Annotated in this window: 19 protein-coding genes and 1 tRNA gene; 15 read left to right on the top strand and 5 right to left on the bottom strand. The window is 67.9% G+C overall.

From position 1 onward, the window contains the following. Positions 1-85: 85 nt before the first annotated feature. Positions 86-159 (bottom strand) — tRNA-Arg (locus tag A5732_RS23230). Between the two features lie 186 nt (positions 160-345). Between A5732_RS23230 and A5732_RS23225 the strand changes: the two genes are divergently transcribed. The 10 genes from A5732_RS23225 (at position 346) to A5732_RS23180 (ending at position 17810) form a co-directional block, all read left to right on the top strand. Next, the gene (locus A5732_RS23225; RefSeq protein WP_076103419.1) at positions 346-1593 is read left to right on the top strand and encodes an alpha/beta hydrolase; all 1248 of its coding nucleotides are present in this window, start codon (positions 346-348) and stop codon (positions 1591-1593) included. 138 nt (positions 1594-1731) lie between these two features. Further along, on the top strand, positions 1732-3201 hold the full coding sequence (locus A5732_RS23220) for a WS/DGAT/MGAT family O-acyltransferase (RefSeq protein ID WP_142256664.1): 1470 nt from the start codon (positions 1732-1734) through the stop codon (positions 3199-3201). After that, positions 3198-4982, top strand: coding sequence for an HAD-IB family hydrolase/lysophospholipid acyltransferase family protein (locus tag A5732_RS23215; protein ID WP_076103417.1), 1785 nt, complete (start codon positions 3198-3200; stop codon positions 4980-4982). Before A5732_RS23220 ends, A5732_RS23215 begins: the two co-directional genes overlap by 4 nt. Continuing rightward, positions 4979-7333: a glycerol-3-phosphate 1-O-acyltransferase gene (locus A5732_RS23210; protein WP_076103416.1), complete on the top strand. Its 2355-nt coding sequence runs from the start codon at positions 4979-4981 to the stop codon at positions 7331-7333. The genes A5732_RS23215 and A5732_RS23210 overlap by 4 nt, the downstream gene beginning before the upstream one ends. Before the next feature lie 28 nt (positions 7334-7361). After that, positions 7362-9428 (top strand): cytochrome c oxidase assembly protein, encoded by a 2067-nt coding sequence (locus tag A5732_RS23205; protein WP_076103415.1) that lies wholly within the window; start codon positions 7362-7364, stop codon positions 9426-9428. Between the two features lie 120 nt (positions 9429-9548). Further along, positions 9549-10055, top strand: a complete 507-nt coding sequence (locus A5732_RS23200) for a single-stranded DNA-binding protein (RefSeq protein ID WP_076103414.1) — start codon at positions 9549-9551, stop codon at positions 10053-10055. Between the two features lie 89 nt (positions 10056-10144). Next, complete coding sequence (gene ettA / locus A5732_RS23195; protein WP_064953016.1) at positions 10145-11821, top strand: energy-dependent translational throttle protein EttA; 1677 nt, start codon at positions 10145-10147, stop codon at positions 11819-11821. A gap of 78 nt (positions 11822-11899) precedes the next feature. Further along, positions 11900-16741, top strand: a complete 4842-nt coding sequence (locus A5732_RS23190; RefSeq protein WP_076103413.1) for an NAD-glutamate dehydrogenase — start codon at positions 11900-11902, stop codon at positions 16739-16741. Next, on the top strand, positions 16738-17151 hold the full coding sequence (locus A5732_RS23185; protein WP_064885742.1) for an acyl-CoA thioesterase: 414 nt from the start codon (positions 16738-16740) through the stop codon (positions 17149-17151). The genes A5732_RS23190 and A5732_RS23185 overlap by 4 nt, the downstream gene beginning before the upstream one ends. Continuing rightward, entirely contained in the window at positions 17139-17810 is a 672-nt protein-coding gene (locus A5732_RS23180) for a hypothetical protein (protein ID WP_076103412.1), read from the top strand. The genes A5732_RS23185 and A5732_RS23180 overlap by 13 nt, the downstream gene beginning before the upstream one ends. Before the next feature lie 78 nt (positions 17811-17888). Here the strand turns inward: A5732_RS23180 and A5732_RS23175 are convergent, their stop codons facing one another. The 3 genes from A5732_RS23175 to A5732_RS23165 form a co-directional block, all read right to left on the bottom strand. Continuing rightward, positions 17889-18905: a pyridine nucleotide-disulfide oxidoreductase gene (locus tag A5732_RS23175; protein ID WP_076103421.1), complete on the bottom strand. Its 1017-nt coding sequence runs from the start codon at positions 18903-18905 to the stop codon at positions 17889-17891. A gap of 87 nt (positions 18906-18992) precedes the next feature. Continuing rightward, positions 18993-20558 carry a glycoside hydrolase family 13 protein gene (locus A5732_RS23170; RefSeq protein WP_076103411.1) on the bottom strand — a complete coding sequence of 522 codons (1566 nt, stop codon included), beginning with the start codon at positions 20556-20558 and terminating at the stop codon, positions 18993-18995. A gap of 25 nt (positions 20559-20583) precedes the next feature. Next, complete coding sequence (locus A5732_RS23165; RefSeq protein WP_076050978.1) at positions 20584-20979, bottom strand: globin; 396 nt, start codon at positions 20977-20979, stop codon at positions 20584-20586. Positions 20980-21122: 143 nt separating this feature from the next. Here A5732_RS23165 and A5732_RS23160 point away from each other — a divergent pair, with 143 nt between their 5' ends. From A5732_RS23160 to A5732_RS23150, 3 genes are all read left to right on the top strand, one after another. Beyond that, positions 21123-21770, top strand: a complete 648-nt coding sequence (locus A5732_RS23160) for an HNH endonuclease (RefSeq protein WP_076050977.1) — start codon at positions 21123-21125, stop codon at positions 21768-21770. A 67-nt stretch (positions 21771-21837) separates the two neighbouring features. Further along, the gene (ctaJ, locus tag A5732_RS23155) at positions 21838-22065 is read left to right on the top strand and encodes an aa3-type cytochrome oxidase subunit CtaJ (protein ID WP_076050976.1); all 228 of its coding nucleotides are present in this window, start codon (positions 21838-21840) and stop codon (positions 22063-22065) included. Continuing rightward, positions 22052-22519: a DUF5130 domain-containing protein gene (locus A5732_RS23150; RefSeq protein ID WP_076050975.1), complete on the top strand. Its 468-nt coding sequence runs from the start codon at positions 22052-22054 to the stop codon at positions 22517-22519. Before ctaJ ends, A5732_RS23150 begins: the two co-directional genes overlap by 14 nt. 12 nt (positions 22520-22531) lie before the next feature. Here A5732_RS23150 and pepN read toward each other — a convergent pair whose 3' ends face one another. Further along, on the bottom strand, positions 22532-25111 hold the full coding sequence (gene pepN / locus A5732_RS23145; protein ID WP_076103410.1) for an aminopeptidase N: 2580 nt from the start codon (positions 25109-25111) through the stop codon (positions 22532-22534). A gap of 92 nt (positions 25112-25203) precedes the next feature. Between pepN and A5732_RS23140 the strand changes: the two genes are divergently transcribed. Together A5732_RS23140 and A5732_RS23135 are read left to right on the top strand one after the other, a co-directional pair. Next, a complete protein-coding gene (locus A5732_RS23140; protein WP_065051451.1) occupies positions 25204-25824 on the top strand; it encodes a mycothiol-dependent nitroreductase Rv2466c family protein in 621 nt (206 codons plus the stop codon). Positions 25825-25893: 69 nt separating this feature from the next. Next, positions 25894-26373, top strand: a complete 480-nt coding sequence (locus tag A5732_RS23135) for a ribose-5-phosphate isomerase (RefSeq protein ID WP_065051452.1) — start codon at positions 25894-25896, stop codon at positions 26371-26373. Positions 26374-26385 lie beyond the last annotated feature (12 nt).

The raw sequence follows: 26385 nt of genomic DNA, 5'->3' as shown, positions 1-26385 counted from the left end.
AACTGTCAACCATCAGCCGAAACACTGTCAGGCATCACCCGACATAGATCCGTCAAGCATCAGCCGACGTCATACACGAGCCCGGTGCCCCCGGCACGACTCGAACGTGCGACCTAGGGATTAGAAGGCCCTTGCTCTATCCACCTGAGCTACGGAGGCAATGCGCAGGTCAGTCTATCCAACCGCACCCGGATGATCCGATTCCACGCCGCCACGCGCGTGAAAGCCCTTCCCGCGCCACGTTTATCGGTTATCGTGATGACCCTCGACACACGTACAAAACCGGCCGGCCATCGGCCGTTAACCGCGATGAGGCGTGTGCATAACGTCGAGAGGTGACGTCGCATGAGCGTGGCCAGTAATAAGTCTTCGCCCTGCGGGTGGGCGGCCGCCCAGGCGGCACGCCTGGCGGCCGAAGCCCGGGACGTCTTTCACCTCGGCAGCCTGGTGCTACGGGGCGGGCCGTTCGCGCTGGGCTGCTTGGCCGGTTGGCTTTTCACCGAGTTTCCCCCGCACGTGGTGACCGGGCACGCGCTGTCGCGGGTCTCGCACCCGTCCGTCGGCCGGGTCGGCAAGACGCTGGCCGCCCAGCGGGCGGACAAGTCCCTCACCGCGGCGCTGGCGGAGGCCTTCGGCCCCGAGTTTCCGGCTCAGGTGTGTCACCCCGCCGCCGTCGGGGCGCTGTGCGCCCCGCGCGGAGGCCTGTTGGGCCGCCCCGGGCCGCACCGCCGGTACGCCGCGCAGACCTCCGACATCTCCTATGGCCCCAGCGCACGCGACCACCTGCTCGACATCTGGCGACGCGATGACCTGGCCCCGGGGTGCCGGGCGCCGGTCCTGATCCAGGTGCCGGGCGGGGCGTGGGCGCTGAACGGCAGGCGCCCGCAGGCCTACACGCTGATGAGCCGAATGGTTCAACTCGGCTGGATCTGCGTCTCGATCGATTACAGCAAGAGCCCACGCGCCACCTTCCCCGCGCACCTGATCGACGTGAAAAGGGCAATCGCCTGGGTGCGGGAGAACATCGCCGACTACGGCGGCGACCCGGACTTCATCGCGATCACCGGTGGCTCGGCGGGCGGGCACCTGGCCTCCCTGGCGGCGCTCACCCCGAACGACCCCACCTTCCAACCCGGCTTCGAAGACGCCGACACGACCGTGCAAGCGGTGGCGCCCTATTACGGCGTCTACGACTTCACCGACTTCGAGAACATGCACCCGCTGATGCTGCCGTTCCTCGAACAGTTCGTGATGAAGGCCCGCTACGCCGAGGAGCCCGAGCGCTTCACGGCGGCGTCGCCGGTTTCCTACGTGCACGGCGACGCACCGCCCTTCTTCGTGCTGCACGGCGAGAAGGACGAATTGGTGCCCAGCGGCCAGGCTCGCGCGTTCTGCGCGGCGCTGCGCGCGGCCGGGGCGGCCACGGTCGCCCACGCCGAACTCGGCAACGCCCACCACGCTTTCGACATCACGCCGACGGTTCGATCGCGGCTGGCCGCTGACGCCGTCGCCGATTTCCTCGGGGTCGTCTATGGGCGGCGCGTCAGCTCGCTGCTGGATTCGCTGCCCTTGTCGGCCACTTCGGCCAGCTGAGCCCTCGCCCAGGAACCTGCAGCTCCTTTCACCAGCGCGGTAACCCGACTAGCGTTGGGTAGACCATTGGGGTTGGTGGGGTCCAAAGGCAGGAGGCTTGATCGACGGTGACAACGTTGGCGCGTCGAGCTGATGACCATGACTGAGTCCGTCGAGGCGATTAAGTTGTCCGACGAGCTCGGGCCGGTCGACTACCTACTGCACAGGGGAGAGGCGAATCCCCGCACCCGGTCCGGGATCATGGCGCTGGAGCTCCTGGACTGCACGCCGGACTGGGAACAATTCCGCGCTCGATTCGAAAGCGCGTCGCGACGCGTGTTGCGGCTGCGGCAAAAGGTCGTCGTGCCGACCCTGCCGACCGCGTCGCCGCGCTGGGTGGTCGACCCCGACTTCAACCTGGATTTCCACGTGCGCCGCGTGCGGGTGTCCGAACCCGGCACGCTGCGTGAGGTATTCGATCTCGCCGAGCTCATCCTGCAGTCGCCGATGGACATCTCGCGGCCGCTGTGGACGACCACCCTGGTCGAGGGGCTGGCCGACGGCCGGGCCGCGACGCTGCTGCATGTCAGTCATGCCGTCACCGACGGCGTCGGTGGGGTCCAGATGTTCGCCGAGATCTATGACCTCGAGCGCAATCCGCCGGCCAAGCCGACGCTGCCGCTGCCCGTCCCGCAGGACCTGACGTCCAATGATCTGATGCGCCAGGGCATTAACCACCTGCCCTTCGCCGTCGTCGGCGGCGTCATGAACGCGCTGTCCGGCGCGGTCTCGGCCGCCGGGCGGGCGGTCCTGGAACCGACGTCCACCGTGTCGGGCATCGTCGGGTACGCCATGTCGGGCATGCGGGTGCTCAACCGAGCCGCCGAGCCGTCGCCGCTGCTGCGGCGGCGCAGCCTGGCCACCCGCAGCGAGGCGATCGATATCCCGCTCGCCGACCTGCACAAGGCCGCGAAGGCCGGTGGCGGGTCGATCAACGACGCCTACCTGGCCGGGCTCTGCGGCGCCTTGCGCCGCTACCACCTGGCGTTCGGCGTGCCGATCAGCACGCTGCCGATGGCGGTGCCGGTCAGCCTGCGGGCCGAAGCGGACACGGCCGGCGGCAACCGGTTCACCGGCGTCAACCTCGCGGCGCCGATCGGGACCGCCGACCCCGTCTCCCGGATGAAGAAGATTCGCGCCCAGATGACGCAGCGCCGTGACGAGCCCGCGATGAACATCATCGGTTCTTTTGCCCCGGTGCTCAGCGTGTTGCCCACCGCGGTGCTGGAAGGGATCACCGGCTCGGTGATCGGCTCCGACGTGCAGGCCAGCAACGTCCCCGTCTTCCCGGGCGACACCTACCTCGCCGGCGCTAAAGTCTTGCGGCAGTACGGTATCGGCCCGTTGCCCGGAGTGGCGATGATGGTGGTGCTGATTTCGCGGGGCGGGTGGTGCACCATCACCGTGCGCTACGACAAGGCCGCGGTGCGCAACGAGGCCTTGTTCGCCCAATGCCTGCTGGACGGCTTCGACGAGATCCTGGCGCTGGCCGGTGACCCCCCACCGCGCGCCGTGCCCGCCTCGTTCGTTGAGCCGGCCGTGTCCGCCCGATCGGTGGCGGGCTCGTGAGCGCCTCGAACGAACAGGGGGATAAGGCCGAAACTCCGGCGCAGGACATGCGGTTGCCCGGCTCGGTGGCCGAGATCATGGCCAGCCCCGCCGGCGCCAAGATCGGTGCGTTCTTCGACCTGGACGGCACGCTGGTCGCCGGTTTCACCGCGATCATCCTGACCCAGGAGCGGCTGCTGCGCCGCGACATGGGCGTCGGGGAGCTGCTTGGGATGGTGCAGGCCGGCCTGAGCCACAGCCTCGGTCGCATCGAATTCGAGGACCTGATCGGCAAGGCCGCCGCGGCGCTGACCGGGCGGCTGCTCGACGACTTGGAAGAGATCGGCGAGCGGATGTTCATCCAACGGATCGAGTCGCGGATCTACCCGGAGATGCGCGAGCTGGTGCGCGCGCACATGGCCCGCGGCCACACAGTGGTGCTCAGCTCGTCGGCGCTGACCATCCAGGTCAACCCGGTCGCGCGTTTTCTCGGCATTCCCAACATGCTCACCAACAAGTTCGAGACCACCGAGGACGGCCTGCTCACCGGTGGCGTCGAGAAGCCGATCCTGTGGGGTCCGGGCAAAGCCGCTGCGGTGCAACGCTTTGCGGCCGAGCACGACATCGATCTCAAGGACAGCTACTTCTACGCCGACGGCGACGAGGACGTCGCCCTGATGTATCTGGTGGGTAATCCGCGGCCGACGAATCCCGAGGGCAAGATGGCCGCGGTGGCCAAGCGCCGGGGTTGGCCGATCCTGCGGTTCAGCAGCCGCGGCCCGGTGGGATTGCGGCGCCAGCTGCGCACGCTCGCAGGTTTCGGCTCGATGTTCCCCGTCGCCGCCGGCGCGGTGGGCATCGGTGTGCTCACCCGCAACCGGCGCCGCGGCGTCAACTTCTTCACCTCCAACTTCTCCCAGTTGTCGCTGGCCATTGCCGGCGTGCAGCTCAACGTCATCGGGAGGGAGAACCTGACCGCGCAACGCCCGGCGGTCTTCATCTTCAACCACCGCAACCAGGTTGACCCGGTGATCACCGGCGCGCTGGTGCGTGACAACTGGGTCGGGGTGGGCAAGAAGGAGTTGCAGAAAGACCCCGTCATGGGCACGCTGGGCAGGCTGGTGGACGGCGTGTTCATCGACCGTGACGATCAGGCCGCCGCGGTGGAGATGCTGCACGAGGTCGAAGACCGTGCGCGCCGGGGGCTTTCGATTGTGATCGCCCCCGAGGGCACCCGGGTCGACACCACCGAGGTCGGCCCGTTCAAGAAGGGGCCGTTCCGGATCGCGATGGCCGCGGGCATCCCGATCGTCCCGATCGTGATCCGCAACGCCGAGCTCGTCGCCGCACGGAACTCGACCGTCATCAACCCGGGCACCGTCGACGTCGCGGTCTTTCCACCGATCTCGGTGCAGGACTGGACGCTTGACACGCTGCCGGAGCGCATCGCCGAGGTGCGTCAGCTGTACCTGGACACGCTCGCCAACTGGCCCGTCGGCGAACTGCCCGAGGTCAGCCTGTACGCCGAGAAGAAGGCTGCGGACAAGGTGCAGAGCCGCAAAGCCAAGGCACCGGCCAAGAAGGCGGCGGCGAAGCAGGCCCCGGCCAAGAAGGCGGCGACCAAGAAGACTGCGGCCAAGAAGACCCCGGCAAAGAATGCGGCGTCAAAAGCGAAGCCGCGCAAGGCAAACCCTCACGAATCCCAGGCCGCCCTCACAGACGGTGAGGCGCAACGACACGCCGCCCAGGCGGCGGCCGTCAACGCCGAACCACCCGAATCGCCGCCCCGAGGGCATCCGTGACCGAACCGGCCGCAGATAGCAGCGCGGTCCTTGCCGGACGAGACTCGCTGGTATTGGCGTCGATGGCCTCGCCGGTCGAGATGCAACTGGTGACGGCGTGGATGGATCAACAGCGCACCGGCCATCCGGGGGCGAACTTCGGCCTGGTGAAACTGCCGGCGCTCGACGCGCCGCCGGAAGAGATGACGGCCCTGGCCGAACAGCTCGAGTCCGGGGAAGACCGTTCGATCGTCCCGGTGCGGGTGTTCTGGCTGCCCGAGCCGGATCGAAGCCGGGCGGCCAAGCTGGCCGGGCTGCTCCCCGGCCGGGATCCCTACCACCCCAACGAACGCCAGCAAGAACGGATCGTGCGGGCCGCCCCCCAGCGCGCGCGGGTGGTGGCCGGTGAAGCGGCCACCGTCTCCGAGCTGCGGCGGCAATGGCGTGACACCACCGTCGGGGAAGACAAGAACGACTTCGCCCAATTCGTGATCCGCCGCGCCATCTTGGCGATGGAACGCGTCGAGTACCGGATCCTCGGACCGCAGTACAAGTCACCGCGGCTGGTGAAGCCGGAGATATTGGCCTCCAACCGGTTTCGCGCGGGCTTGGCCAAGATTCCCGGCGCCACCGTCGACGAGGCGGGAAAGATGCTCGACGAACTCGCTACCGGGTGGAGCCGGGCCTCGGTCGACCTCGTCGGGGTTCTCGGCCGGATGCTCAGCCGCGGGTTCGATCCCGAGATTGACTACGACGGCTATCAGGTGGCGGCGATGCGCGCCGGCCTGGAAGCGCACCCGGCGGTGCTGTTGTTCTCGCACCGGTCCTACATCGACGGCGCTGTGGTGCCGGTCGCCATGCAGGAGAACCGGTTACCGCCGGTGCACGTGTTCGCCGGCATCAACCTCTCGTTCGGCGCGATGGGCCCGCTGCTGCGGCGCTCCGGTGTCATCTTCATCCGCCGCAACATCGGCAACGACCAGCTCTACAAGTACGTGCTGCGCGAATACGTCGGCTACATCGTCGAAAAGCGGTTCAACCTGAGCTGGTCCATCGAGGGCACCCGGTCGCGCACCGGGAAGATGCTGCCACCCAAGCTCGGCCTGCTGGCCTACGTCGCGGACGCCTACCTGGACGGCCGCAGCGAAGACATTCTGCTGCAGCCGGTTTCGATCAGCTTCGACCAGCTGCACGAGACGGCCGAATACGCCGCCTACGCCCGCGGTGGCGAGAAGACGCCGGAGGGCGTCGGCTGGCTGTACAACTTCATCCGCGCGCAGGGCGAGCGCAACTACGGCAAGATCTACGTCCGATTCCCCGAAGCCGTGTCGATGCGCCAGTACCTGGGCGCCCCGCACGGCCCGCTGGCGCAGGACCCGGACGCCAAAAGGCTTGCGCTGCAGAAGATGTCGTTCGAGGTCGCCTGGCGGATCCTGCAGGCGACGCCGGTGACGGCGACGGGTCTGGTGTGCGCGCTGCTGCTGACCACCCGCGGCGCGGCGCTGACGCTCGGCCAGCTGCACCACACCCTGCAGGACTCGCTGGATTACCTGGAACGCAAACAAAACCCGATGTCCACCAGCGCGTTGCGGCTGCGCTCGCACGACGGGGTGCGAGCTGCGGTCGACGCGCTGTCCAACGGACACCCGATCACCCGGGTCGACGGCGGCCGGGAACCGGTGTGGCGCATCGCGCCAGACGAGCAGCACGCCGCGGCCTTCTATCGCAACTCGGTGATCCACGCCTTCCTGGAGACCTCGATCGTCGAACTCGCGCTGGCTCACGCCCGCCACGCCGACGGCGACCGCATGGAGGCCTTCTGGACCCAGGCGATGCGGCTGCGGGATCTGCTGAAGTTCGACTTCTACTTCGCCGACTCGGCGACCTTCCGGGACAACATCGCCGAAGAGATGGCGTGGCACAACAATTGGGAAGCCCACGTATCCGCCGGAGGCGACGAGATCCACGCGCTGTTGTTCACCAAGCGTCCGCTGATGGCGGATGCGATGCTGCGGGTGTTCTTCGAGGCCTACGAGATCGTCGCCGACGTGCTGCGTGACGCGCCCGCGGACATCGGACAAAAGGAACTGACCGGCCTGGCGTTGGGCGTCGGCCGACAGTATGTGGCGCAAACCCGGATCCGCAGCAGCGAATCGGTGTCGACGCTGCTGTTCGCCACCGCGCGCCAGGTCGTCGAGGATCAAGACCTGATCGCGGCGGCCCCGGACCTGGCCGACAGGCGCGGCGCTTTCCTGCAAGAGCTGCGTGACATCCTGCAAGACTTCAACTACGTCGGCCAGATCGCGCGCGATCAGTTCGTGGCCCGCGAGGCCAAGGCGCGCCAGGACCTTCTGGACGGCCAGACTCTGTAGCCGGCGGGCCCGCCCATACCCTGGACATATGACCGTCGCCCCGCCCGCCGGCAAGGCCCCGGCCGAGGCCGCAACCCAGCGCCGCGCGCTGGTGTGGCCGGTGCTGGCCGGTGTCGCGGTGCTCGCCGGCTGCACGGCCGCCGGCATCGGGACGCTCTCGCTGGCCAGCGCGCTGACCGTGACCGGCCTGCCCGACCCGGGCCAGGTGACCACGCTGGGGCTGCCGTTCGTCCGCGCCGCGGGTGAGATCGCCGCCGTGCTCGCGGTCGGGTCATTCCTGTTCGCCGCGTTCCTGGTGCCGCCGCAGCGCAACGGTGTCCTCGACGCCGACGGCTATCGGGCCCTTCGGCTCGGGACGGTGGCGTCGGGGGTATGGGCGGTCTGCGCCGCAATGCTGGTCCCGCTGACCGTCTCCGACGTGTCCGGCCATCCCGTCGCCGACATCCCCCCGATGCGGATGTGGTCGTTGGCGGGTCTCGTCACCAACGCCTCGGCCTGGCGCTGGACCGCGCTCATGGCCGCGGTGATCACACTGGCGAGCCTGTCGGTGCTGCGCTGGTCGTGGACGCCGGTGCTGGCCGCCGCGTCGGTGACGACGCTGATCCCGCTGGGCCTGACCGGTCATTCGTCGGCCGGCGGTTCGCACGACCTGGCCACCAACGGCCTGCTGATCCACCTGGTCGCCGCCAGCCTGTGGGCCGGTGGCCTGCTCGCCCTGCTCGCCCACGCCCTGCGCGGCGGTGGCCACCTCGGGCTGGCCGCGCGGCGTTTCTCGATGATCGCGCTGTGGTGTTGGGTCGCGATGGCGGTGAGCGGCGTGGTCAACGCCCTGGTGCGCGTGCAGCCGTCCGACCTGTTCAGCACCGACTACGGCCGGCTGGTCACCGCCAAGTTCGTCGCGCTGTGCCTGCTGGGCGGGCTCGGCTGGCGCCAGCGGCGTGTGAGTGTGGCTGCGCTGCAAGCGGATCCGACTCCGGCACGCGCACGCGGTGCGCTGCTGCGGCTGACCCTGATCGAGGCCGCCATTTTCGGCCTCACCTTCGGCGTCGCCGTCGGGCTGGGCCGCACCCCGCCGCCGCCACCGCCGGCCCGGCTGCCGTCGATTCCCGAAGCGGAGATCGGTTACGACTTCGACGGGCCGCCCACCGTGGCGCGCATCCTGTTCGACTGGCGCTTCGACCTGATCTTCGGCTCCGCCGCCCTCGTCTTCGCCGCGCTGTATGTGGCGGCGCTGGTCCGGCTGCGCCGGCGCGGCGACACCTGGCCGCCCGGTCGGGCCTTGTCCTGGCTGCTCGGCTGCCTGGTGTTGTTGTTCGTGACGTCCTCGGGCGTCGGGCGCTACATGCCGGCGATGTTCAGCATGCACATGGTGGTCCACATGTGCCTGTCGATGCTGATCCCGATCCTGCTGGTGCTCGGCGCCCCGGTCACCCTGGCGCTGCGGGCGCTGCCCGCGGCCGGCCGTGATGATCCGCCGGGCATGCGGGAGTGGCTGTTGGCCGCGCTGCACAGCCGCGTCTCCCGATTCCTCACCAACCCGGTGGTGGCCACGGTGCTGTTCGTCGCCGGGTTCTACGGGCTGTACCTGTCGAACCTCTTCGACACCACCGCTAGCAGCCACGCCGGGCATCTGGCGATGAACCTGCACTTTCTGCTCAGCGGCTACCTGTTCTATTGGGTGGTGATCGGGGTGGACCCGACGCCGCGACCGATACCGCCGCTGGCCAAGGTGGCCGTGGTGTTCGCGTCGCTGCCGCTGCACGCGTTCTTCGGGGTGGTGTTGATGGGCACCAAGAAGGTGCTCGGCGCCGACTATTACCGCTCCCTCGGCCTGAGCTGGCACACCGATCTGCTGGGCGATCAGCACCTGGGCGGGGGCATCGCCTGGTCGGCGGGGGAGTTCCCGCTGGTGATCGTGATGCTCGCGCTGCTGATCCAGTGGGCGCGCAGCGATCGCCGCACCGCCAAGCGGCTGGACCGGGCCGCCGACCGCGACGATGACGCCGAGCTGGTCGCTTACAACGCGATGCTGGCACAGCTGGCGCAGGGCGAGACGCCCAAGCGGGCCGGCCAGGCCCCCGCCGATCCCGACTGATCCACAGTCCCGGTTTCTTCCACAGCGACGGCCGATTTCCGGGTTGTTCCCCACGGCGCTCGTCGGTGGCGCCCCGCCTACTGGCAGCCATAGCCAATGCAATCGAGAAGGGATCAACCCATGTTCGAAACCCCGCTTACCGTCGTCGGCCACATCGTCAACGACCCTGCCCGGCGCAAGGTCGGCGACCAGGAGGTCATCAAGTTCCGGGTGGCCAGCAACTCGCGCCGCCGCACCGGTGACGGCGGCTGGGAACACGGACACTCGCTGTTCGTCACGGTCAACTGCTGGGGCAAGCTGGTCACCGGCGTGGGCGCCGCCCTGGGCAAGGGCGCGCCGGTGATCGTGGTGGGTCACGTGTACACCAGCGAATACGAGGACCGCGACGGCAACCGCCGCTCGTCAGTGGAGATGCGGGCGACCGCGGTCGGGCCGGACCTGTCCCGCGTCATCGTGCGCATCGAGAAGCCCGGCTATACCGGTCCCCAGGCCGGGCAGGGCAGCGCGGCCCCGGGAACTCCAGTCGACGGCGTCGACGTTAGTAGCGAGGACCCGCTGGTCGGCGACGATCCGGCCGGCACGGGTGACGCGACCGCCGACGAGGCCCCGCTGTCCATTCCCGCCTGAGCCTGCTCGGGCGCGGGGCTGCCGTTAGCGGGCGATGCCTAGGATGGTCCGCGAGATCACTCTGCAAATCAGAAAGGCATAACCGCGGCATGGCTGAGTTCATCTACACGATGAAAAAGGTCCGCAAGGCGCACGGCGACAAGGTGATCCTGGACGACGTCACGTTGAGCTTCTATCCAGGCGCCAAGATCGGTGTCGTCGGCCCCAACGGCGCCGGCAAGTCGAGCGTCTTGCGGATCATGGCGGGCCTGGACAAGCCGAACAACGGTGATGCCTTCTTGGCCAACGACGCGACCGTCGGCATCCTGCTGCAGGAGCCGCCGCTGAACGAGGAGAAGACCGTTCGCGGCAACGTCGAAGAAGGCCTGGGCGAGATCAAGGTCAAGCTCGACCGCTTCAACGAGGTCGCCGAGTTGATGGCCACCGACTACTCCGATGAGCTGATGGAGGAGATGGGCCGGCTGCAGGAGGAGCTGGACCACGCCGACGCGTGGGACCTCGATTCGCAGCTGGAGCAGGCCATGGACGCGCTGCGCTGCCCGCCGCCCGACGAGCCGGTGACCAACCTGTCCGGTGGTGAACGCCGCCGCGTCGCGCTGTGCAAGCTGCTGCTGTCCAAGCCCGACCTGCTGCTGCTCGACGAGCCCACCAACCACCTGGATGCCGAGAGCGTGCAGTGGCTCGAGCAGCACCTCGCTTCCTACGCGGGCGCGATCCTGGCGGTCACCCACGACCGGTACTTCCTGGACAACGTCGCCGAATGGATCCTGGAACTTGACCGCGGCCGGGCCTACCCCTACGAGGGCAACTACTCGACGTACCTGGAGAAGAAGGCCGAGCGGATCGCGGTGCAGGGCCGCAAGGACGCCAAGCTGCAGAAGCGGTTGGCCGAGGAGCTGGCGTGGGTCCGCTCCGGGGCCAAGGCGCGTCAGGCCAAGGGCAAGGCGCGGCTGCAGCGCTACGAGGAGATGGCCGCCGAGGCCGAAAAGACGCGCAAGCTCGACTTCGAGGAGATCCAGATCCCGGTCGGCCCGCGGCTGGGCAATGTGGTGGTCGAGGTCGACCACCTCGACAAGGGCTACGACGGCCGCACCCTGATCAAGGACCTGTCGTTCACGCTGCCGCGCAACGGCATCGTCGGCGTCATCGGCCCCAACGGTGTCGGTAAGACCACGCTGTTCAAAACCATCGTCGGTCTCGAGCAGCCGGACAGCGGCACGGTCAAGGTCGGCGAGACCGTCAAGCTCAGCTATGTCGACCAGACCCGCGCCGGAATCGATCCCAAAAAGAACGTGTGGGAAGTCGTTTCCGACGGGCTGGACCACATCGTCGTCGGCCAGACCGAGGTGCCGTCAAGGGCCTACGTGTCGGCGTTCGGGTTCAAGGGACCGGACCAGCAGAAGCCGGCCGGCGTGCTCTCCGGCGGCGAGCGCAACAGGCTCAACCTCGCGCTGACGCTCAAGCAGGGCGGAAACCTCATCCTGCTCGACGAGCCCACCAACGACCTCGACGTCGAGACGCTCAGTTCGCTGGAGAACGCCCTCGAGCAATTCCCCGGCTGCGCGGTGGTGATCTCGCACGACCGGTGGTTCCTGGACCGCACCTGCACGCACATCCTGGCCTGGGAGGGTGACGACGACAACGAGGCCAAGTGGTTCTGGTTCGAGGGCAACTTCGGTGCATACGAGGAGAACAAGATCGAACGCCTCGGTGCCGAAGCGGCACGGCCGCACAGAGTGACCCACCGCAAGCTAACGCGCGACTAGTGTCAGCTCTGCCCCGCACCGCCACGAAACGGGGTGACCGAGCGCACTGACAACCGTCGCCAGTTGGGAGCTATCGGCATGACGATCGATCCCGGAGCCAGACAAGATCTCGAGCCGTGGACGACCTTCACCCGGCAGCAGGACATCCCTGAGTGGATTTCGAGGGCCTACGTCGAGAGCTATCGCGGCCCGCACAGCGACGAGTCGGGCGGCGCGGAAACCGGGCCCATCGACCTGACCGTGCCGGCGGCGATCGTGACGCCGGCCATGCTGAGCGCGCACTATCGGCTCGGCCAGCACCGGCCCGACGGCGAGAGCCGCGTCGCGGTGTACCCGGCCGAAGATCCCGCCGGCTTCGGGCCCGCCCTGCAGGTCGTCACCGATCACGGCGGCATGCTGATGGATTCGGTCACCGTGCTGCTGCACCGGCTCGGCGTCCCGTACACGGCCATCATGACGCCGGTGTTCGAAGTGCAGCGCAGCCCCGAGGGCGACCTGCTGCGCGTCGAGGCGAAAGCCGAAGGCGCATCGCAATACGCCGGCGAGGCCTGGATCCACGTGCAGCTGCTGCCGTCGGTTGACAGCAAGGGACTCACCGAGGTCGAGCGGCTGCTGCCCAAGGTGCTGGCCGACGTGCAACAGGTCGCCAGCGATGCGTCGGCCTTGATCGCCAGGCTGAACGATCTGGCCGCGCAGGTCGAAGCCAACGCCGACGACCACTTCTCGGCGCCGGACCGCGACGACGTCGCGGCGCTGCTGCGCTGGCTGGGCAACGGCAACTTTCTCCTGCTCGGCTATCAGCGCTGCCACGTGCACGACGGCCAGGTCTCCGGCGACGGCACCCCCGGCCTCGGCGTGCTGCGCACCCGCACCGGCTCGCGCCCCCGGCTGACCGACGACGACAGATTGCTGGTGCTCGCGCAATCGGTGGTGGGCAGCTATCTGCGCTACGGCGCCTATCCGTACGCCATCGCGGTGCGCGAATACGTCGACGGTGCCGTGATCGAGCACCGCTTCGTCGGGCTGTTCACGGTGGCCGCCATGAACGCCGATGTCCTGGAAATCCCGACGATTTCGCGCCGGGTCCGGGAGGCGCTGACGATGGCCGACAACGACCCGATCCACCCGGGCCAGCTGCTGCTCGACGTCATCCAGACCGTGCCCCGCTCGGAGCTGTTCACGCTCAGCGCCCAGCGACTCCTGGCGATGGCCAAAGCGGTGGTCGACCTGGGACCGCAGCGAAACGCGTTGCTGTTCCTGCGCGCCGACCGGCTGCAGTACTTCGTTTCCTGCCTGGTGTATCTGCCCCGCGACCGTTACACCACGGCGGTCCGGCTGCAGATTGAAGACATCCTGGTTCACGAATTCGGCGGCACCCGGCTGGAATTCACCGCCCGGGTCAGCGAATCACCTTGGGCCCTGATGCATTTCATGGTCCGCCTGCCTACCGACCGCCCCGACGCCGCGCCTGTCGACGTGTCCGAAGACAACCGGATCCGGATTCAGGCGTTGCTGAGCGAGGCCGCGCGCACCTGGACCGACCGGCTCGTCGCCGCCGCCGCGGAAGGCTCCGTGGGACACACCGACGCCGAGTACTACGCGGCCGCCTTCCCCGAGGTCTACAAGCAGGCCGTGGCCCCGGCCGACGCGATCGGCCACATCGCCATCATCAATGAGCTGCAAGACAACTCGGTCAAGCTGGTGTTCACCGAGGCCGACGACGGGACGGCCCAGCTGACCTGGTTCCTGGGCGGGCGCACCGCCTCGTTGAGCCAGCTGCTGCCGATGCTGCAGAGCATGGGTGTGGTGGTGCTCGAGGAGCGCCCGTTCACCGTCAACCGGTCCGACGGGCTGCCGGTGTGGATCTATCAGTTCAAGATCTCACCGCACCCGACCATCCGGCTGGCGTCGACGCAGGAGGAGCGCGACGCGATGGCCGAGCGGTTCGCGGATGCGGTCACCGCCATCTGGAACGGCCGGCTCGAGGTCGACCGGTTCAACGAGCTGGTGATGCGCGCGGGCCTGCGATGGGAGCAGGTCGTGCTGTTGCGGGCCTACGCAAAGTACTTGCGGCAGGCGAACTTTCCCTACAGCCAGTCCTATATCGAGTCGGTGCTCAACGAGCATCCCTCGACCGCGCGATCACTCGTGGCGCTCTTCGAGGCGCTGTTCGACCCCGACCCCGATTCATCGGCGGGCCGCGATGCGCAGGCCGCCGCCGGCGCGGTCGCCGCCGACATCGACGCGCTGGTGAGCCTGGACACCGACCGCATTCTGCGTGCCTTCGCATCGCTGGTGCAGGCCACGCTGCGGACCAATTACTTTGTGACGAGTGAGGGTTCGGCGCGGGCCCGCAACGTGTTGGCGATCAAGCTGGACGCCCAGCTGGTCGACGAGCTGCCGCTGCCGCGCCCCAAATACGAGATCTTCGTCTACTCGCCCCGGGTCGAGGGCGTGCATCTGCGGTTCGGCCCGGTGGCCCGGGGCGGCCTGCGCTGGTCGGACCGCCGGGACGACTTCCGCACCGAGATCCTCGGTTTGGTCAAGGCGCAGGCGGTGAAGAACGCCGTCATCGTGCCGGTGGGCGCCAAGGGCGGATTCGTCCTCAAGCGGCCGCCGCTGCCCACCGGTGACGCCGCCGCCGACCGCGACGCCAGCCGCGCCGAGGGCGTCGCCTGCTATCAGCTGTTCATCTCCGGCCTGCTCGACGTCACCGACAACGTCGACCATGCGACCGGGAAGGTCAGCCCGCCACCCGAAGTCATCCGACGCGACGGCGACGACGCGTACCTGGTGGTGGCGGCGGACAAGGGCACCGCCACCTTCTCCGACATCGCCAACGACGTCGCGAAGTCCTACGGATTCTGGCTGGGTGACGCGTTCGCGTCCGGCGGGTCGGTCGGCTACGACCACAAGGCCATGGGCATCACGGCCAAGGGCGCGTGGGAGGCCGTCAAACGGCACTTCCGGGAGATGGACGTCGACACGCAGACCGAAGATTTCACCGTCGTCGGAATCGGCGACATGAGCGGCGACGTCTTCGGCAACGGCATGCTGCTGAGCAAGCACATCCGGCTGCTCGCCGCCTTCGACCACCGCCACATCTTCCTGGACCCCGACCCCGACGCCGCGCGTTCGTGGGAGGAACGCCGGCGGATGTTCGACCTGCCGCGGTCCAGCTGGGAGGACTACGACACCTCATTGATCAGTGAGGGCGGCGGCGTGTACAGCCGTGAGCACAAGGCGATTCCGGTCAGCGCCCAGGTTCGCGACGCGCTGGGCATCGAGGGCGACGTCGCCGAGATGACGCCGCCCAACCTGATCAAGGCGATTTTGCAGGCGCCGGTGGATCTGCTGTTCAACGGGGGCATCGGCACCTACATCAAGGCGGAGTCCGAATCCGACGCCGACGTCGGCGACCGCGCCAACGACCCGGTCCGGGTCAACGGAAGCCAGGTGCGCGCCAAGGTGATCGGCGAGGGCGGCAACCTCGGGGTGACCGCGCTGGGTCGCGTCGAGTTCGATTTGGCGGGTGGCCGGATCAACACCGATGCGATGGACAACTCGGCCGGTGTGGACTGCTCGGACCACGAGGTCAACATCAAGATCTTGATCGACTCGCTGGTGACCGCCGGCAAGGTCAAGCCGGAAGAGCGCAAACCGCTGCTCGAGTCGATGACCGACGAGGTCGCGCAACTGGTGCTTACCGACAACGACGACCAGAACGACCTGATCGGCACCAGCCGCGCGAACGCGGCGAGCCTGTTGCCGGTGCACGCCAGGCTGATTCAGTACCTGGTCGACGAGCGCGGCATCCACCGCGACCTGGAAGCGCTGCCGTCGGAGAAGGAGATCGCGCGGCGCGCCGAGGCCGGCATCGGTCTCACCTCACCGGAGATGTGCACCCTGATGGCCCACGTGAAGCTGGGGCTCAAGGAGGAGATGCTCGAGACCGAATTGACCGAGCAGGACGTCTTCGCCTCCCGGCTGCCCCTGTACTTCCCGAAACCGTTGCGGGAACGGTTCACTCCGGAGATCCGCACGCATCAGCTGCGCCGCGAGATCGTCACCACCATGCTGATCAACGACCTGGTGGACGCCGCCGGGATCAGCTACGCCTTCCGGATCGTCGAGGACGTCGGTGTCGGGTCGGTCGACGCGGTGCGCACCTACGTCGCCACCGACGCCATCTTCGGGGTCGGAGAGACGTGGCGGCGCATCCGCGCGGCGAATCTGCCAGTCCCACTGTCGGATCGGCTCACGTTGGACACCCGTCGGCTGATCGACCGCGCCGGACGCTGGCTACTCAACTACCGTCCGCAACCGCTGGCGGTCGGCGCCGAGATCAACCGGTTCGCCGCCAAGGTCCGGGCGCTGACGCCACGGATGTCCGAGTGGCTGCGCGGCGACGACAAGGCCATCGTGGAAAAGGAAGCCGCGGAATTCACCTCCCAGGGCGCACCCGAAGACCTCGCGTATTCGGTGGCCGCCGGGCTGTACCGCTTCAGCCTGCTCGACATCATCGACATCGGTGACATCAGCGACATCGACGCCGCCGAGGTCGCCGACACCTACTTCGCGCTCATGGACCGCCTCGGCACCGACGGGCTCTTGACGGCGGTATCCGAACTGCCCCGCCGGGACCGCTGGCACTCCTTGGCGCGCTTGGCGATTCGTGACGACATCTATGCTTCGCTGCGGTCGCTGTGCTTCGATGTGCTCGCCGTGGGGGAGCCCGATGAGAGCGGTGAAGAGAAAATCGCCGAGTGGGAACACCTGAGCGCCTCCAGGGTCGAGCGGGCCCGCCGCACACTCATCGAGATCCAGGAAAGCGGGGACAAGGATCTCGCTACGCTGTCCGTCGCAGCGCGACAAATCCGTCGCATGACCCGTACCAGTGGAAGAGGATCATCAAGTTGAGCGTCGGCTTCGTCGCGCCCGTGCCAGTGCGTTGGTCGGACATCGACATGTATCAGCATGTCAACCACGCCACCATGGTCACGATCTTGGAGGAGGCGCGCGTCCAGTTCCTGCGTGAGGCGTTCGAGGTCGACATCTTGACCATCGGGTTGCTCATCGCCGAGGTCAAGGTGACCTACAAAGGTCAGCTGCGGCTGGTGGATTCACCGCTGCAGGTGACCATGTGGACCAAGCGGTTGCGGGCGGTCGACTTCACGCTGGGCTACGAGGTGCGCTCGGTCACCGCGGATCCGGAGTCGAAGCCGGCCGTCATCGCCGAGTCGCAACTGGCCGCCGTCCATATCGAGGAGGAGCGGCTGGTGCGCCTCTCGCCACAACATCGGGAGTATCTGCAACGGTGGATCAGGTAGCCGACCGAGGACTATGGCTGGGCCCCGACTCCAGGGACGCCCACCGCGCGGATCTGGCCGCATTCGTCGACCGCGCGCTGCGGCTCGCCGACGCCGCGATCATCCGATTCCGGACTCGATCCCCGGGGCTGCTGACGGCCTGGGTCGCAACGGGTTTCGACGTGCTGGCCAGCAGGGTGGTGGTCGGACAGGTGCGGCCCGGCGATCTGTCGGTGGGCGCCGACGCCCTGGCGCGCGGCCTGTCCGCGATGGATGAATCGGGTTACGTCAATCCCGGCTTCGCGATGGATTCCGCCTGGCGGGGTGCGTTGCCGCCCGAATCCGGCTTCACCCACCTCGAGGACATCCCGGCCCGGGTGATGCTCGACCTCGCGCAACGCGGCGCGCAACTTGCCAAGGAGCACAGCAGTTCTCATGGGCCGCCGGTGTCGCTGCTCGACCAGGAGGTCATTCAGGTCAGCGCGCCGGACGTGCAGGTCGGTCTGCCGATGCGCTGCGTGTTCGCGTTGACCGCAATGGGTTTTCTGCCCCAGTCACCCGATGCGGTCGACGCCGACGAGTTGATCCGGGTCCGGATACTGCCGACGTGGTTGCGTCTGGACGCCCGGTTCGGTTCGGTGTATCGGCGCCGCGGCGATCCCGCGCTGCTGCTGGGCTGACGCGGCCGGCCGCGGGCGATTTCCCGAACGGATCAGGCTGAGTTTAACGCGATCGCCGACCGGGTTCGGTCGCGCAGCTCAGGGGCCGTAGAGCAGCCACAGCGGCAGCACGGCGTCCAGATGGTCCATGAATTTCTTCAGGCCCACGCGAAACTGGCCGTACCCGTACGGGTCTTCGGCGTACTGAGGGAACGCGATGCCCACCCCGAACAGTCCGGGGGCCAGGATTCCGTTGGTGCGGTTGTAGTCCAGCTGCCCCCACTGCGGGGTCTCGGGCAACTTCCTGCGTTCGAAGCCGACGGTGTAGACGACGCGGTCGCACTGCGCCAATTTCTCGGCGAATTCCGGGCTCGACACCCAGCACCTCTCCAGGCGGTCGGGCAGCACCCCGTCGATGTTCTCCCGCGCCCAGACGGCCGCCCGGCCCTTCAGCCCCGTGTCGTCAAACAGGATCCAATCATCCAGATAGACAGCGTATTTCAGTGGGCTTTGGTAGAAATTGATGATGCGTTTGACGGGATGACGCAGCAGGTTCGGCAGCACGATCATCGACGAGTGCGACGAGCCGAATACGGCGACCGTCGCGCCCTCGAGTGGTTCTGAGGCCAGCTTCTCGGGGTCCAGGGCGACCTGGACCCCGATCTCGTCGAGACCGGGGTGGCTGAGTTTTTTGGGATCTGCGCCGACGGCCAGGATCACGTTCGTGGAAAAAATGTCGCGTCGCTCCGTCTGAACCCGCCACCGCCTGTTCTCCAGGAACAGTGCGGTGGCGGTCGTGGTGATGGCGTCGACCTGCTCACGCAGCTGCTCGGTGATCCACACCAGGGGTTCGGCGACCAGGCCCAGCGCACAGGTCTCTTGCGGATCGATCTCCTTGAGCGGCGTGGGTGGCGCCTCGGCGAAGCGAAATGCCTTGGAGCCGTTGAAGTATTCGAGGAAGAGCCCGACGTGGGTGTTGCTCGAGACCGACCGCCATTTCTGGCCGATGTCGCCGGCGGCGAAGGCCGGATCTACCCAGGCGATCCGTTCGCCCGCGACTCCGTGATCCAGCAGCCTTCCCACCGCGGCGATGCCCGCGGGTCCGGCACCGATCACTGTCCACTCGTAGGAAGCCATGCACCACATATAGATCAGTCCGCCGCGAAATGCTCGCCGTGACGGGGCGGCGCGACCCCGAACCGGCTACGCCAGCCAGGCCGCCGAATCCGGTGGCAGTTGGCCCTCCAGCAGCGGCACGCTCGCCAGGATCAGCTCGCCGGCGGGCAGCGGCACCGGCGATTCGCCGCTGTTGAGCGCGCAGATCAGCCCACCGGGGCGCCGGAAGATCACCGCATCGCCGGACGCGTCCAGCCACTCGATCGTGTCGCCGTCGAATTCCACACGGCGCCTGCGCAATTCGAGTGCCCGCTGGAAGAACGACAGGGTGGAGTCGGGATCGCCGCTCTGCTTCTCGACGGTCAGCGCCGCCCAGTCCTTCGGCATCGGTAACCAGGTGTCGGGTGAGGACGAGAACCCGAACGGGGGCTCCTCGCCCGACCACGGCAGCGGCACCCGGCACTTGTCCCGGCCACGCTCGGTGTGCCCGGACCGTTCCCAGGTCGGGTCCTGCAGCACCTCCTCGGGCAGGTCCAGCACGTCGGGCAGCCCGAGCTCTTCACCGTTGTAGATGAACACCGTGCCCGGCAGGGCGAGCATCGCCATCGCCATGGCCCGGGCCCTGCGCAGCCCGATGTCGCCGCCACCGTAGCGGGTGACCTCGCGGTCCACGTCGTGGTTGGACAGCGTCCAGGTCGGGACGGCGTCATAGATCGCGGTGGCCGCAAGCGAGTTCTCGATGGCGTCACGGATTTCGTCGGCGTCGAAGTCGATCTTGGTCAGCCGGAAATTGAAGCCGAGGTGCAGTTCGTCGGGCCGCAGGTACTCGGCCCAGAGCAGGTTGTCCATCACCCACACCTCGCCGATGGTCACCGCCCCGGGATACTCGTCGACGATCTTGCGGATCTTGCGGTGGATGTCGTGCACGGCGGGTTGGTTGAAACGCGGGTCGTCGTCGCTGTGCGACAGCACCTTGGCGTCTTCCCTGGCGTCGGGCAGGCCGGGCGGCTTGGCCATCCCGTGCGCCACGTCGATGCGGAACCCATCCACCCCACGGTCCAGCCAAAACCGCAGCGACTTCGCGAAGTCATCGAAGACCTCGGGGTTCTCCCAGTTCAGGTCCGGCTGCTCGGTGTCGAAGAGGTGCAGGTAGTACTGCCCGGGATTGCCGTCGGGCTCGACCACCCGCGTCCAGGCCGAGCCGCCGAAGACCGACGTCCAATTGTTGGGCGGCAGCGCCCCGCCGGGCCCTCTGCCGTCGCGGAAGTGGTATCGCTCCCGGGCGTCGGTGCCCGGACCGGCGGCCAGCGCGGCCTGGAACCAGGGGTGCGCGGAGCTGGTGTGGTTGGGCACCACGTCCATGGTGATCTTGATGCCCCGCTGGTGCGCCGCCGCAATCAGCCGGTCAATGGCCGACATTCCGCCGAACAGCGGGTCGATGTCCCGCGGGTCGGCGACGTCGTAGCCATGGTCGGCCATCGGCGAGACGGTGACCGGGCTGAGCCAGATCGCGTCCGCACCCAGCCGCTCCACGTGGTCCAGATGGGCAACGATTCCGTCGATGTCGCCGACACCGTCGCCGTTGCTGTCGGCGAACGATCGTGGATAGACCTGATAAAAGACCGCGTTCGACCACCATGCTGCGGGGCTCATAGTGCTCCGTTCGGTTGCGAGGTATCTAGAAGGGCGAGTTGACCAGTGAGTCGGCAGCCATTTCCAGGTAGTTGAGCAACTCGCGGCGGTGCTCATCGTCGAGCGTCTGCGAATCGATGGACGCGACGGCCGTGTGCATGCACCGCAGCCACGCGTCACGCGCCAGGGGAGTGATCCGGAACGGCACGTGACGCATCCGCAGCCGGGGGTGTCCGCGCCGGTCGGAGTAGGTGCGCGGGCCGCCCCAGTACTGCTCGAGGAACATCCGCAGGCGTTCTTCGGCGCCCTCGAGGTCGTCGAGCGGATACAGCTCACGCAGGATCTCGTCTTCGGGAACCTGGGCGTAAAAGCGCGCGACGATCGCGTGGAAAGTCTCGGCGCCGCCGACCGCGTCGTAGAAGGACTGTGCTACCTGATCCATCGCCGTCCATTGTGGTGCATCCTCGCGATGGCCACCGGAGGCGGCCCGACCCCATGCCGGGTGTTCATCGGATCGACACGGCGTTCACCTGCAATAGGGGTGCGATTGGCGGCGAATCATGGTGGACTGTTCGCGGAGGATCTATGGCGCAGGGCAAAAAACGCCGCAGCCACCGCAGTCAGGTAGCCGCGGCAGGGTTGACCGGACCCGCAACCGCGTCGTCGCTGCATAGCGTTGAGATCCATCCGTCCGCACGCCCCGAGGGCGCGTCCATCTGGAGTCGACGGCGGGTCCTGCTGCTGAATTCCACCTACGAGCCGCTGACCGCGCTGCCGATGCGCCGCGCGATTGTGATGGTGATCTGCGGAAAGGCCGACGTCGTCCACCACGACCCGGCCGGCCCCGTCATCCACTCGGCGACCAGCTCGATCGTGGTGCCGTCGGTGATCCAGCTGCGGTCCTACGTCCGCGTCCCGTACCGGGCGCGCGTCCCGATGACGCGCGCCGCGCTGATGCATCGCGACCGGTTCTGCTGCGCCTACTGCGGGGCGAAGGCGGACACCGTCGACCACGTGCTGCCCCGCAGCCGCGGCGGCGACCATTCCTGGGAGAACTGCGTCGCGTGCTGCTCGACCTGCAACCACCGCAAGGGCGACAAGCTGCTCAGCGAACTCGGCTGGGCGCTGCGCCGCCCGCCGCTGCCGCCGACCGGGCAGCACTGGCGGCTGCTGTCGACGGTCAAGGAACTGGATCCGGCCTGGGCCCGGTATCTCGGTGAGGGCGCGGCCTGATCACCAATCTGGTGTCCGGTCGCGCCGGTAGTTCGCTTCGTGGGATACGGTTTGCGTCGTGAGTCCTATGCATGTCCATCTGTTCATCGTCGGAATCCCGCTGTTGCTGGTGGTTTTGCTGTCGGTGCTGATCTGGTCCCGCAAGGGACCGCACCCAGCGGCCTACAAGTTGGGCGAGAAGTGGACGCATCCGCCGATCCTGTGGGCCGCCACCGGCGAAGACGTCGGCCACGCCCACGGCGGGCACGGCACGTCGGAATTCTCAGTCGGAGGTGGCGCCAGTGGCACGTGGTGAGGTAGCGACGAGGGAACCCACCGAGCTGCCGCACGGCTCGGTCATCACCACCAGCGGACGGATCTCCGGTGTCACCGAGCCCGGCGAGCTGTCGGTGCATTTCCCGTTTTCGACCAAAGACCTGGTCGCCATCGATGATGCGCTGAAGTTCGGCTCCCGGGCGTCCAAGACGCGCTTCGCGATCTACCTGGGCGACCTGGGCAGCGACACCGCCGCGCGGGCCCGCGCGATCCTGGCCGACGTGCCGACGCCGGACAACGCGGTGCTGCTGGCCGTCTCACCCGACCAGAAGGTCATCGAGGTGGTGTACGGCACGCAGGTTCGCGGCCGCGGCGCCGAGTCGGCGGCACCGCTGGGTGTGGCCGCCGCGTCCTCGGCGTTCGAGCGGGGAGACTTGGTCGACGGCCTGGTCAGCGCGATCCGCGTGCTGAGCGCCGGGATTTCGCGCGCCTGAGCTTCGTGGGGCTCAGCCCCCGTCGGCGTCGAATCGGCGCGCGCGCAACGAACGCTTCACCCCGGCCTGGCCCTCGAGCACCAGGCGTCGCAACGCCGCCGGCACCTCCGGGTCGGACAGAAACTTGTCCGCGGCGGCGACGCCGTCCTCACTGATGTCCCAGTGCGGGTAGAGGCCGATCACCACCGTCTGGGCCACCTCGCTGGACCGGCGCGCCCAGACCCCTGAGATCGCCTCGAAATAGCGCTCGGTAAACGGCTTGAGCAATTCGGCCTGCCCGGGCGGGGCGATGCCCCCGATGATGGAGCGGGCGGTGATGTTGGCCAGGGTGTCGTCCTCGACCACCGTCGTCCAGGCCGCCTCCTTGACCTGCAGCTGCGGTCGCGCCGTCGCGGCCTGGGCGCCGTGCCGCTTGCCGGCGGCGGTCGGGTCGCGCTGGATCTCGGCATCGATGAACGGTGTCGCGGGCCCGTCGGCGTCGACACTGCCGGCGGTGGCCAGCGCCGTCACGATCCGCCACCGCAGGTCCGTGTCGACTTCGAGGCCGGCCAGCCCCAGCTCGGTGGGGTCGCGGTCCAGCAGGTCCGCCAGCGTTTCGATATGGCGGGCCGACAGCACCGACGAGCACAGCGTGTTGACGAACGCGAGCTGGTGATCCGAGCCGGGCTGCGCGCCGCGCGCCAACTCCAGCAGCCGGTCGGCGAACTGCGGCCAGCCGTGCTCGTACGCCCAGCCCTGCTCGGCGTACGACGTCAGCGCCGTCTGGGCCTGCAGCAGCAGCCGCTGCGCCACGCCGACCTCGGATTCGGCGTGCACGCCGCCCGTCACCAGTGCCACGAAGTCGCGGGCCCGCAGTTCGGCCTCGCGCGTCATCTCCCAGGCGGCCGACCAGACCAGCGAGCGCGGCAGCGGCTCGGCGATGTCGGCGATGCGCTCCAGCGCGGTGCGCAGCGAGTCGACGTCCAGCCGTAACGAGCAGTACGTGAGGTCGTCGTCGTTGACCAGCACCAGCTGGCCCCGCGAAACACCAACCAGCGCAGGGACTTCCGTGACGGGACCCTCGACGTCGAGTTCCTCGCGGTGGACCCGCACCAGCTTCCCGGTCCCGTCGTCGTCGTAGATCCCGACCGCCAGCCGGTGCACGCGGGTCTCGCCGGCGCCCGGGGCGGCGCCGCTCTGGGTCACCGCGAACCGGGTGAACTTGCCGTCGGCGTCGACGTCGAACTCGGGGCGCAGCGTGTTCAGCCCGGTCGTCTTCAGCCACTGCTGACCCCAGTCGGACAGGTCACGCCCGGACGCCTGCTCCAGCGCGGCGACCAGATCGTCGAACGTGGCGTTGCCGAAGGCGTGCGCGCGGAAGTAATCGCGCAGCCCGGCCAAAAAGTGCTCCAGCCCGACATAGGCGACCAACTGCTTGAGCACCGAGGCGCCCTTGGCGTAGGTGATGCCGTCGAAGTTCACCTCGACCGCTTCCAGGTCGGGGATGTCGGCGGCGATCGGATGCGTGGACGGCAGCTGATCCTGGCGGTAGGCCCACGACTTCTCGACCGTCGCGAAAGTCGTCCAGGCCTCGGTGAATTCGGTTGCCTCGCTTTGGCATAGCACCGAAGCGAAGGTGGCGAACGACTCGTTCAGCCACAGGTCGTCCCACCAGGCCATGGTGACCAGGTCGCCGAACCACATGTGCGCCATCTCGTGGAGCACGGTCTCGGCGCGCCGCTCATAGGAAGCTCGGGTGACCTTGCTGCGGAACACGTAGTCCTCGAGGAACGTCACCGCGCCGGCGTTTTCCATAGCGCCGGCGTTGAATTCGGGGACGAACAGCTGATCGTATTTCCCGAACGCGTAGGGCAGGCCAAAGTTCTTGTGGTAGAAACCGAATCCCTGCTTGGTCTGGGTGAACAGCCGGTCGGCGTCCATGTGTTTGGCCAGCGAGGACCGGCAGAAGATGCCCAGCGGGATCTCGCCGTGCTCGTCGGTGTAGGAGTCGTTCCACTCGGCGTAGGGGCCGGCGATCAAGGCGACCAGATAGGTGCTCATCCGCGGCGTGGTGGCGAAGGTGTGCAGGCCGTCGTTCACCGACACCGTCGCGCCGTTGGAGATCACCTTCCAGTGCGCGGGCGCGGTCACCCGCACGTCGAACGTCGCCTTCATGTCGGGCTGGTCGAAGCAGGCGAACATGCGCTTGGCGTCGGCGGTTTCGAACTGCGAGTACAGGTAGGTCTCGTTGTCGACCGGGTCGACGAACCGATGCAGACCCTCACCGGTGTTGGAGTAGAGGCAGTCCGCGTCGACCACGACCACGTTGCGGTCGGCCAGCCCGGGCAGGGGGATGCCGGTCGACTCGTCGTACCCGGAGACGTCCAGATCGCGTCCGTTGAGCGTGGCGCCGCGGATGGTGTCGGCGGCGATGTCGATGACCGAGTCGGCGCCGGGCAGCGCGTCGAACACCACCGTGGTGATCGAGCGGAAGGTCCGTTCGCCGGGAGCGCCGGCGCCGTCGGTGACATCGAGGTCGATCTGGTAGCTGGCGACGGTGATCAGCGAGGCGCGCTCGACGGCTTGTTCGCGGGTGAGATTGGGGAGAGCCACGTGTCCAACTTACGGGTCGGGCGAAGCGGGAACAGGATGCAGACGCCTACGGTTGTGCAGATCAGACTTTTAACTTCACGAGAGGATCCGCCATGCCTGACACCGCCGCGAAGAACAAGGCCGATTTCTGGTTCGATCCGCTATGTCCGTGGGCATGGATCACCTCGCGCTGGATCCTGGAGGTGGAGAAGGTTCGCGACATCGAGGTGAACTTCCACGTGATGAGCCTGGCGGTGCTCAACGAAAACCGCGAAGGCCTGCCCGAGGAATACCGCGAACGGATGGTGAAGGCGTTCGGTCCGGTGCGGGTGGCGATCGCCGCCGAGCAGGCCCACGGTGCCGAGGTGCTCGCGCCGCTGTACACCGCGATGGGGACCCGGATACACAACGAGGGCAACAAAGACCTGGATGACGTGATCAAGCTGGCGCTCGACGACGTGGGCCTGCCAGCCGAGTTGGCGGAGGCCGCGAACAGCGAGGAGTACGACGAGGCGCTGCGCAAGAGCCACCACGCCGGCATGGACGCGGTGGGCGACGACGTCGGCACCCCGACCATCCACGTCAACGATGTGGCGTTCTTCGGGCCGGTGCTCTCCAAGATTCCGCGCGGCGAGGAAGCGGGCAAGCTGTGGGACGCCTCGGTCACCTTCGCGTCCTATCCGCACTTCTTCGAGCTCAAGCGCAGCCGCACCGAGAAGCCCGAATTCGACTAGACCGGTGGGCGGCGATCCACTGCGATCGCCGCCGCCGGCCCGGCGGGTGGCTGTGTAAGGATTGCGGGCATGCGCGTCTACCTCGGCTCTGACCACGCCGGATTCGAGCTCAAGCAGCAGATCATCGACCACCTCAAGAAATCCGGGCACGAGCCGATCGATTGCGGCGCCTTCAGCTACGACGCCGAAGACGATTACCCCGCCTTCTGCATCGCCGCCGCGACACGCACGGTGGCCGACCCGGACAGCCTGGGCATCGTGCTCGGCGGGTCGGGCAACGGCGAGCAGATCGCGGCCAACAAGGTGCCCGGCGCCCGCTGCGCCCTGGCCTGGAGCGTCGAAACGGCGACGCTGGCCCGCGAGCACAACAACGCCCAACTGATCGGCATCGGCGGTCGGATGCACACCGTGGCCGAAGCCCTGGCCATCGTCGACGCCTTCTTGACCACGCCGTGGTCGAAAGCCGAACGCCACCAACGGCGCATCGACATACTCGCCGAATACGAACGCACCCACCAAGCCCCGCCGGTGCCCGGCGCGGCGGGCTGACGCCGGAAAGGT

Source organism: Mycobacterium colombiense (assembly GCF_001953985.1).
Classification (GTDB): Bacteria; Actinomycetota; Actinomycetes; order Mycobacteriales; family Mycobacteriaceae; genus Mycobacterium; species Mycobacterium colombiense_B.
This window is presented reverse-complemented; position numbering and strand designations above follow the sequence as displayed.

What these genes read in the sequence shown, in the direction of transcription:
- A5732_RS23165 (WP_076050978.1), bottom strand. Translation starts at nt 20,979, where the DNA reads ATGGATCAGGTAGCACAGTCCTTCTACGACGCGGTCGGCGGCGCCGAG.
- A5732_RS23225 (WP_076103419.1), top strand. Translation starts at nt 346, where the DNA reads ATGAGCGTGGCCAGTAATAAGTCTTCGCCCTGCGGGTGGGCGGCCGCC.
- A5732_RS23135 (WP_065051452.1), top strand. Translation starts at nt 25,894, where the DNA reads ATGCGCGTCTACCTCGGCTCTGACCACGCCGGATTCGAGCTCAAGCAG.
- A5732_RS23170 (WP_076103411.1), bottom strand. Translation starts at nt 20,558, where the DNA reads ATGAGCCCCGCAGCATGGTGGTCGAACGCGGTCTTTTATCAGGTCTAT.
- A5732_RS23205 (WP_076103415.1), top strand. Translation starts at nt 7,362, where the DNA reads ATGACCGTCGCCCCGCCCGCCGGCAAGGCCCCGGCCGAGGCCGCAACC.
- A5732_RS23200 (WP_076103414.1), top strand. Translation starts at nt 9,549, where the DNA reads ATGTTCGAAACCCCGCTTACCGTCGTCGGCCACATCGTCAACGACCCT.
- ettA (WP_064953016.1), top strand. Translation starts at nt 10,145, where the DNA reads ATGGCTGAGTTCATCTACACGATGAAAAAGGTCCGCAAGGCGCACGGC.
- A5732_RS23160 (WP_076050977.1), top strand. Translation starts at nt 21,123, where the DNA reads ATGGCGCAGGGCAAAAAACGCCGCAGCCACCGCAGTCAGGTAGCCGCG.
- A5732_RS23140 (WP_065051451.1), top strand. Translation starts at nt 25,204, where the DNA reads ATGCCTGACACCGCCGCGAAGAACAAGGCCGATTTCTGGTTCGATCCG.
- ctaJ (WP_076050976.1), top strand. Translation starts at nt 21,838, where the DNA reads ATGCATGTCCATCTGTTCATCGTCGGAATCCCGCTGTTGCTGGTGGTT.
- A5732_RS23190 (WP_076103413.1), top strand. Translation starts at nt 11,900, where the DNA reads ATGACGATCGATCCCGGAGCCAGACAAGATCTCGAGCCGTGGACGACC.
- A5732_RS23220 (WP_142256664.1), top strand. Translation starts at nt 1,732, where the DNA reads ATGACTGAGTCCGTCGAGGCGATTAAGTTGTCCGACGAGCTCGGGCCG.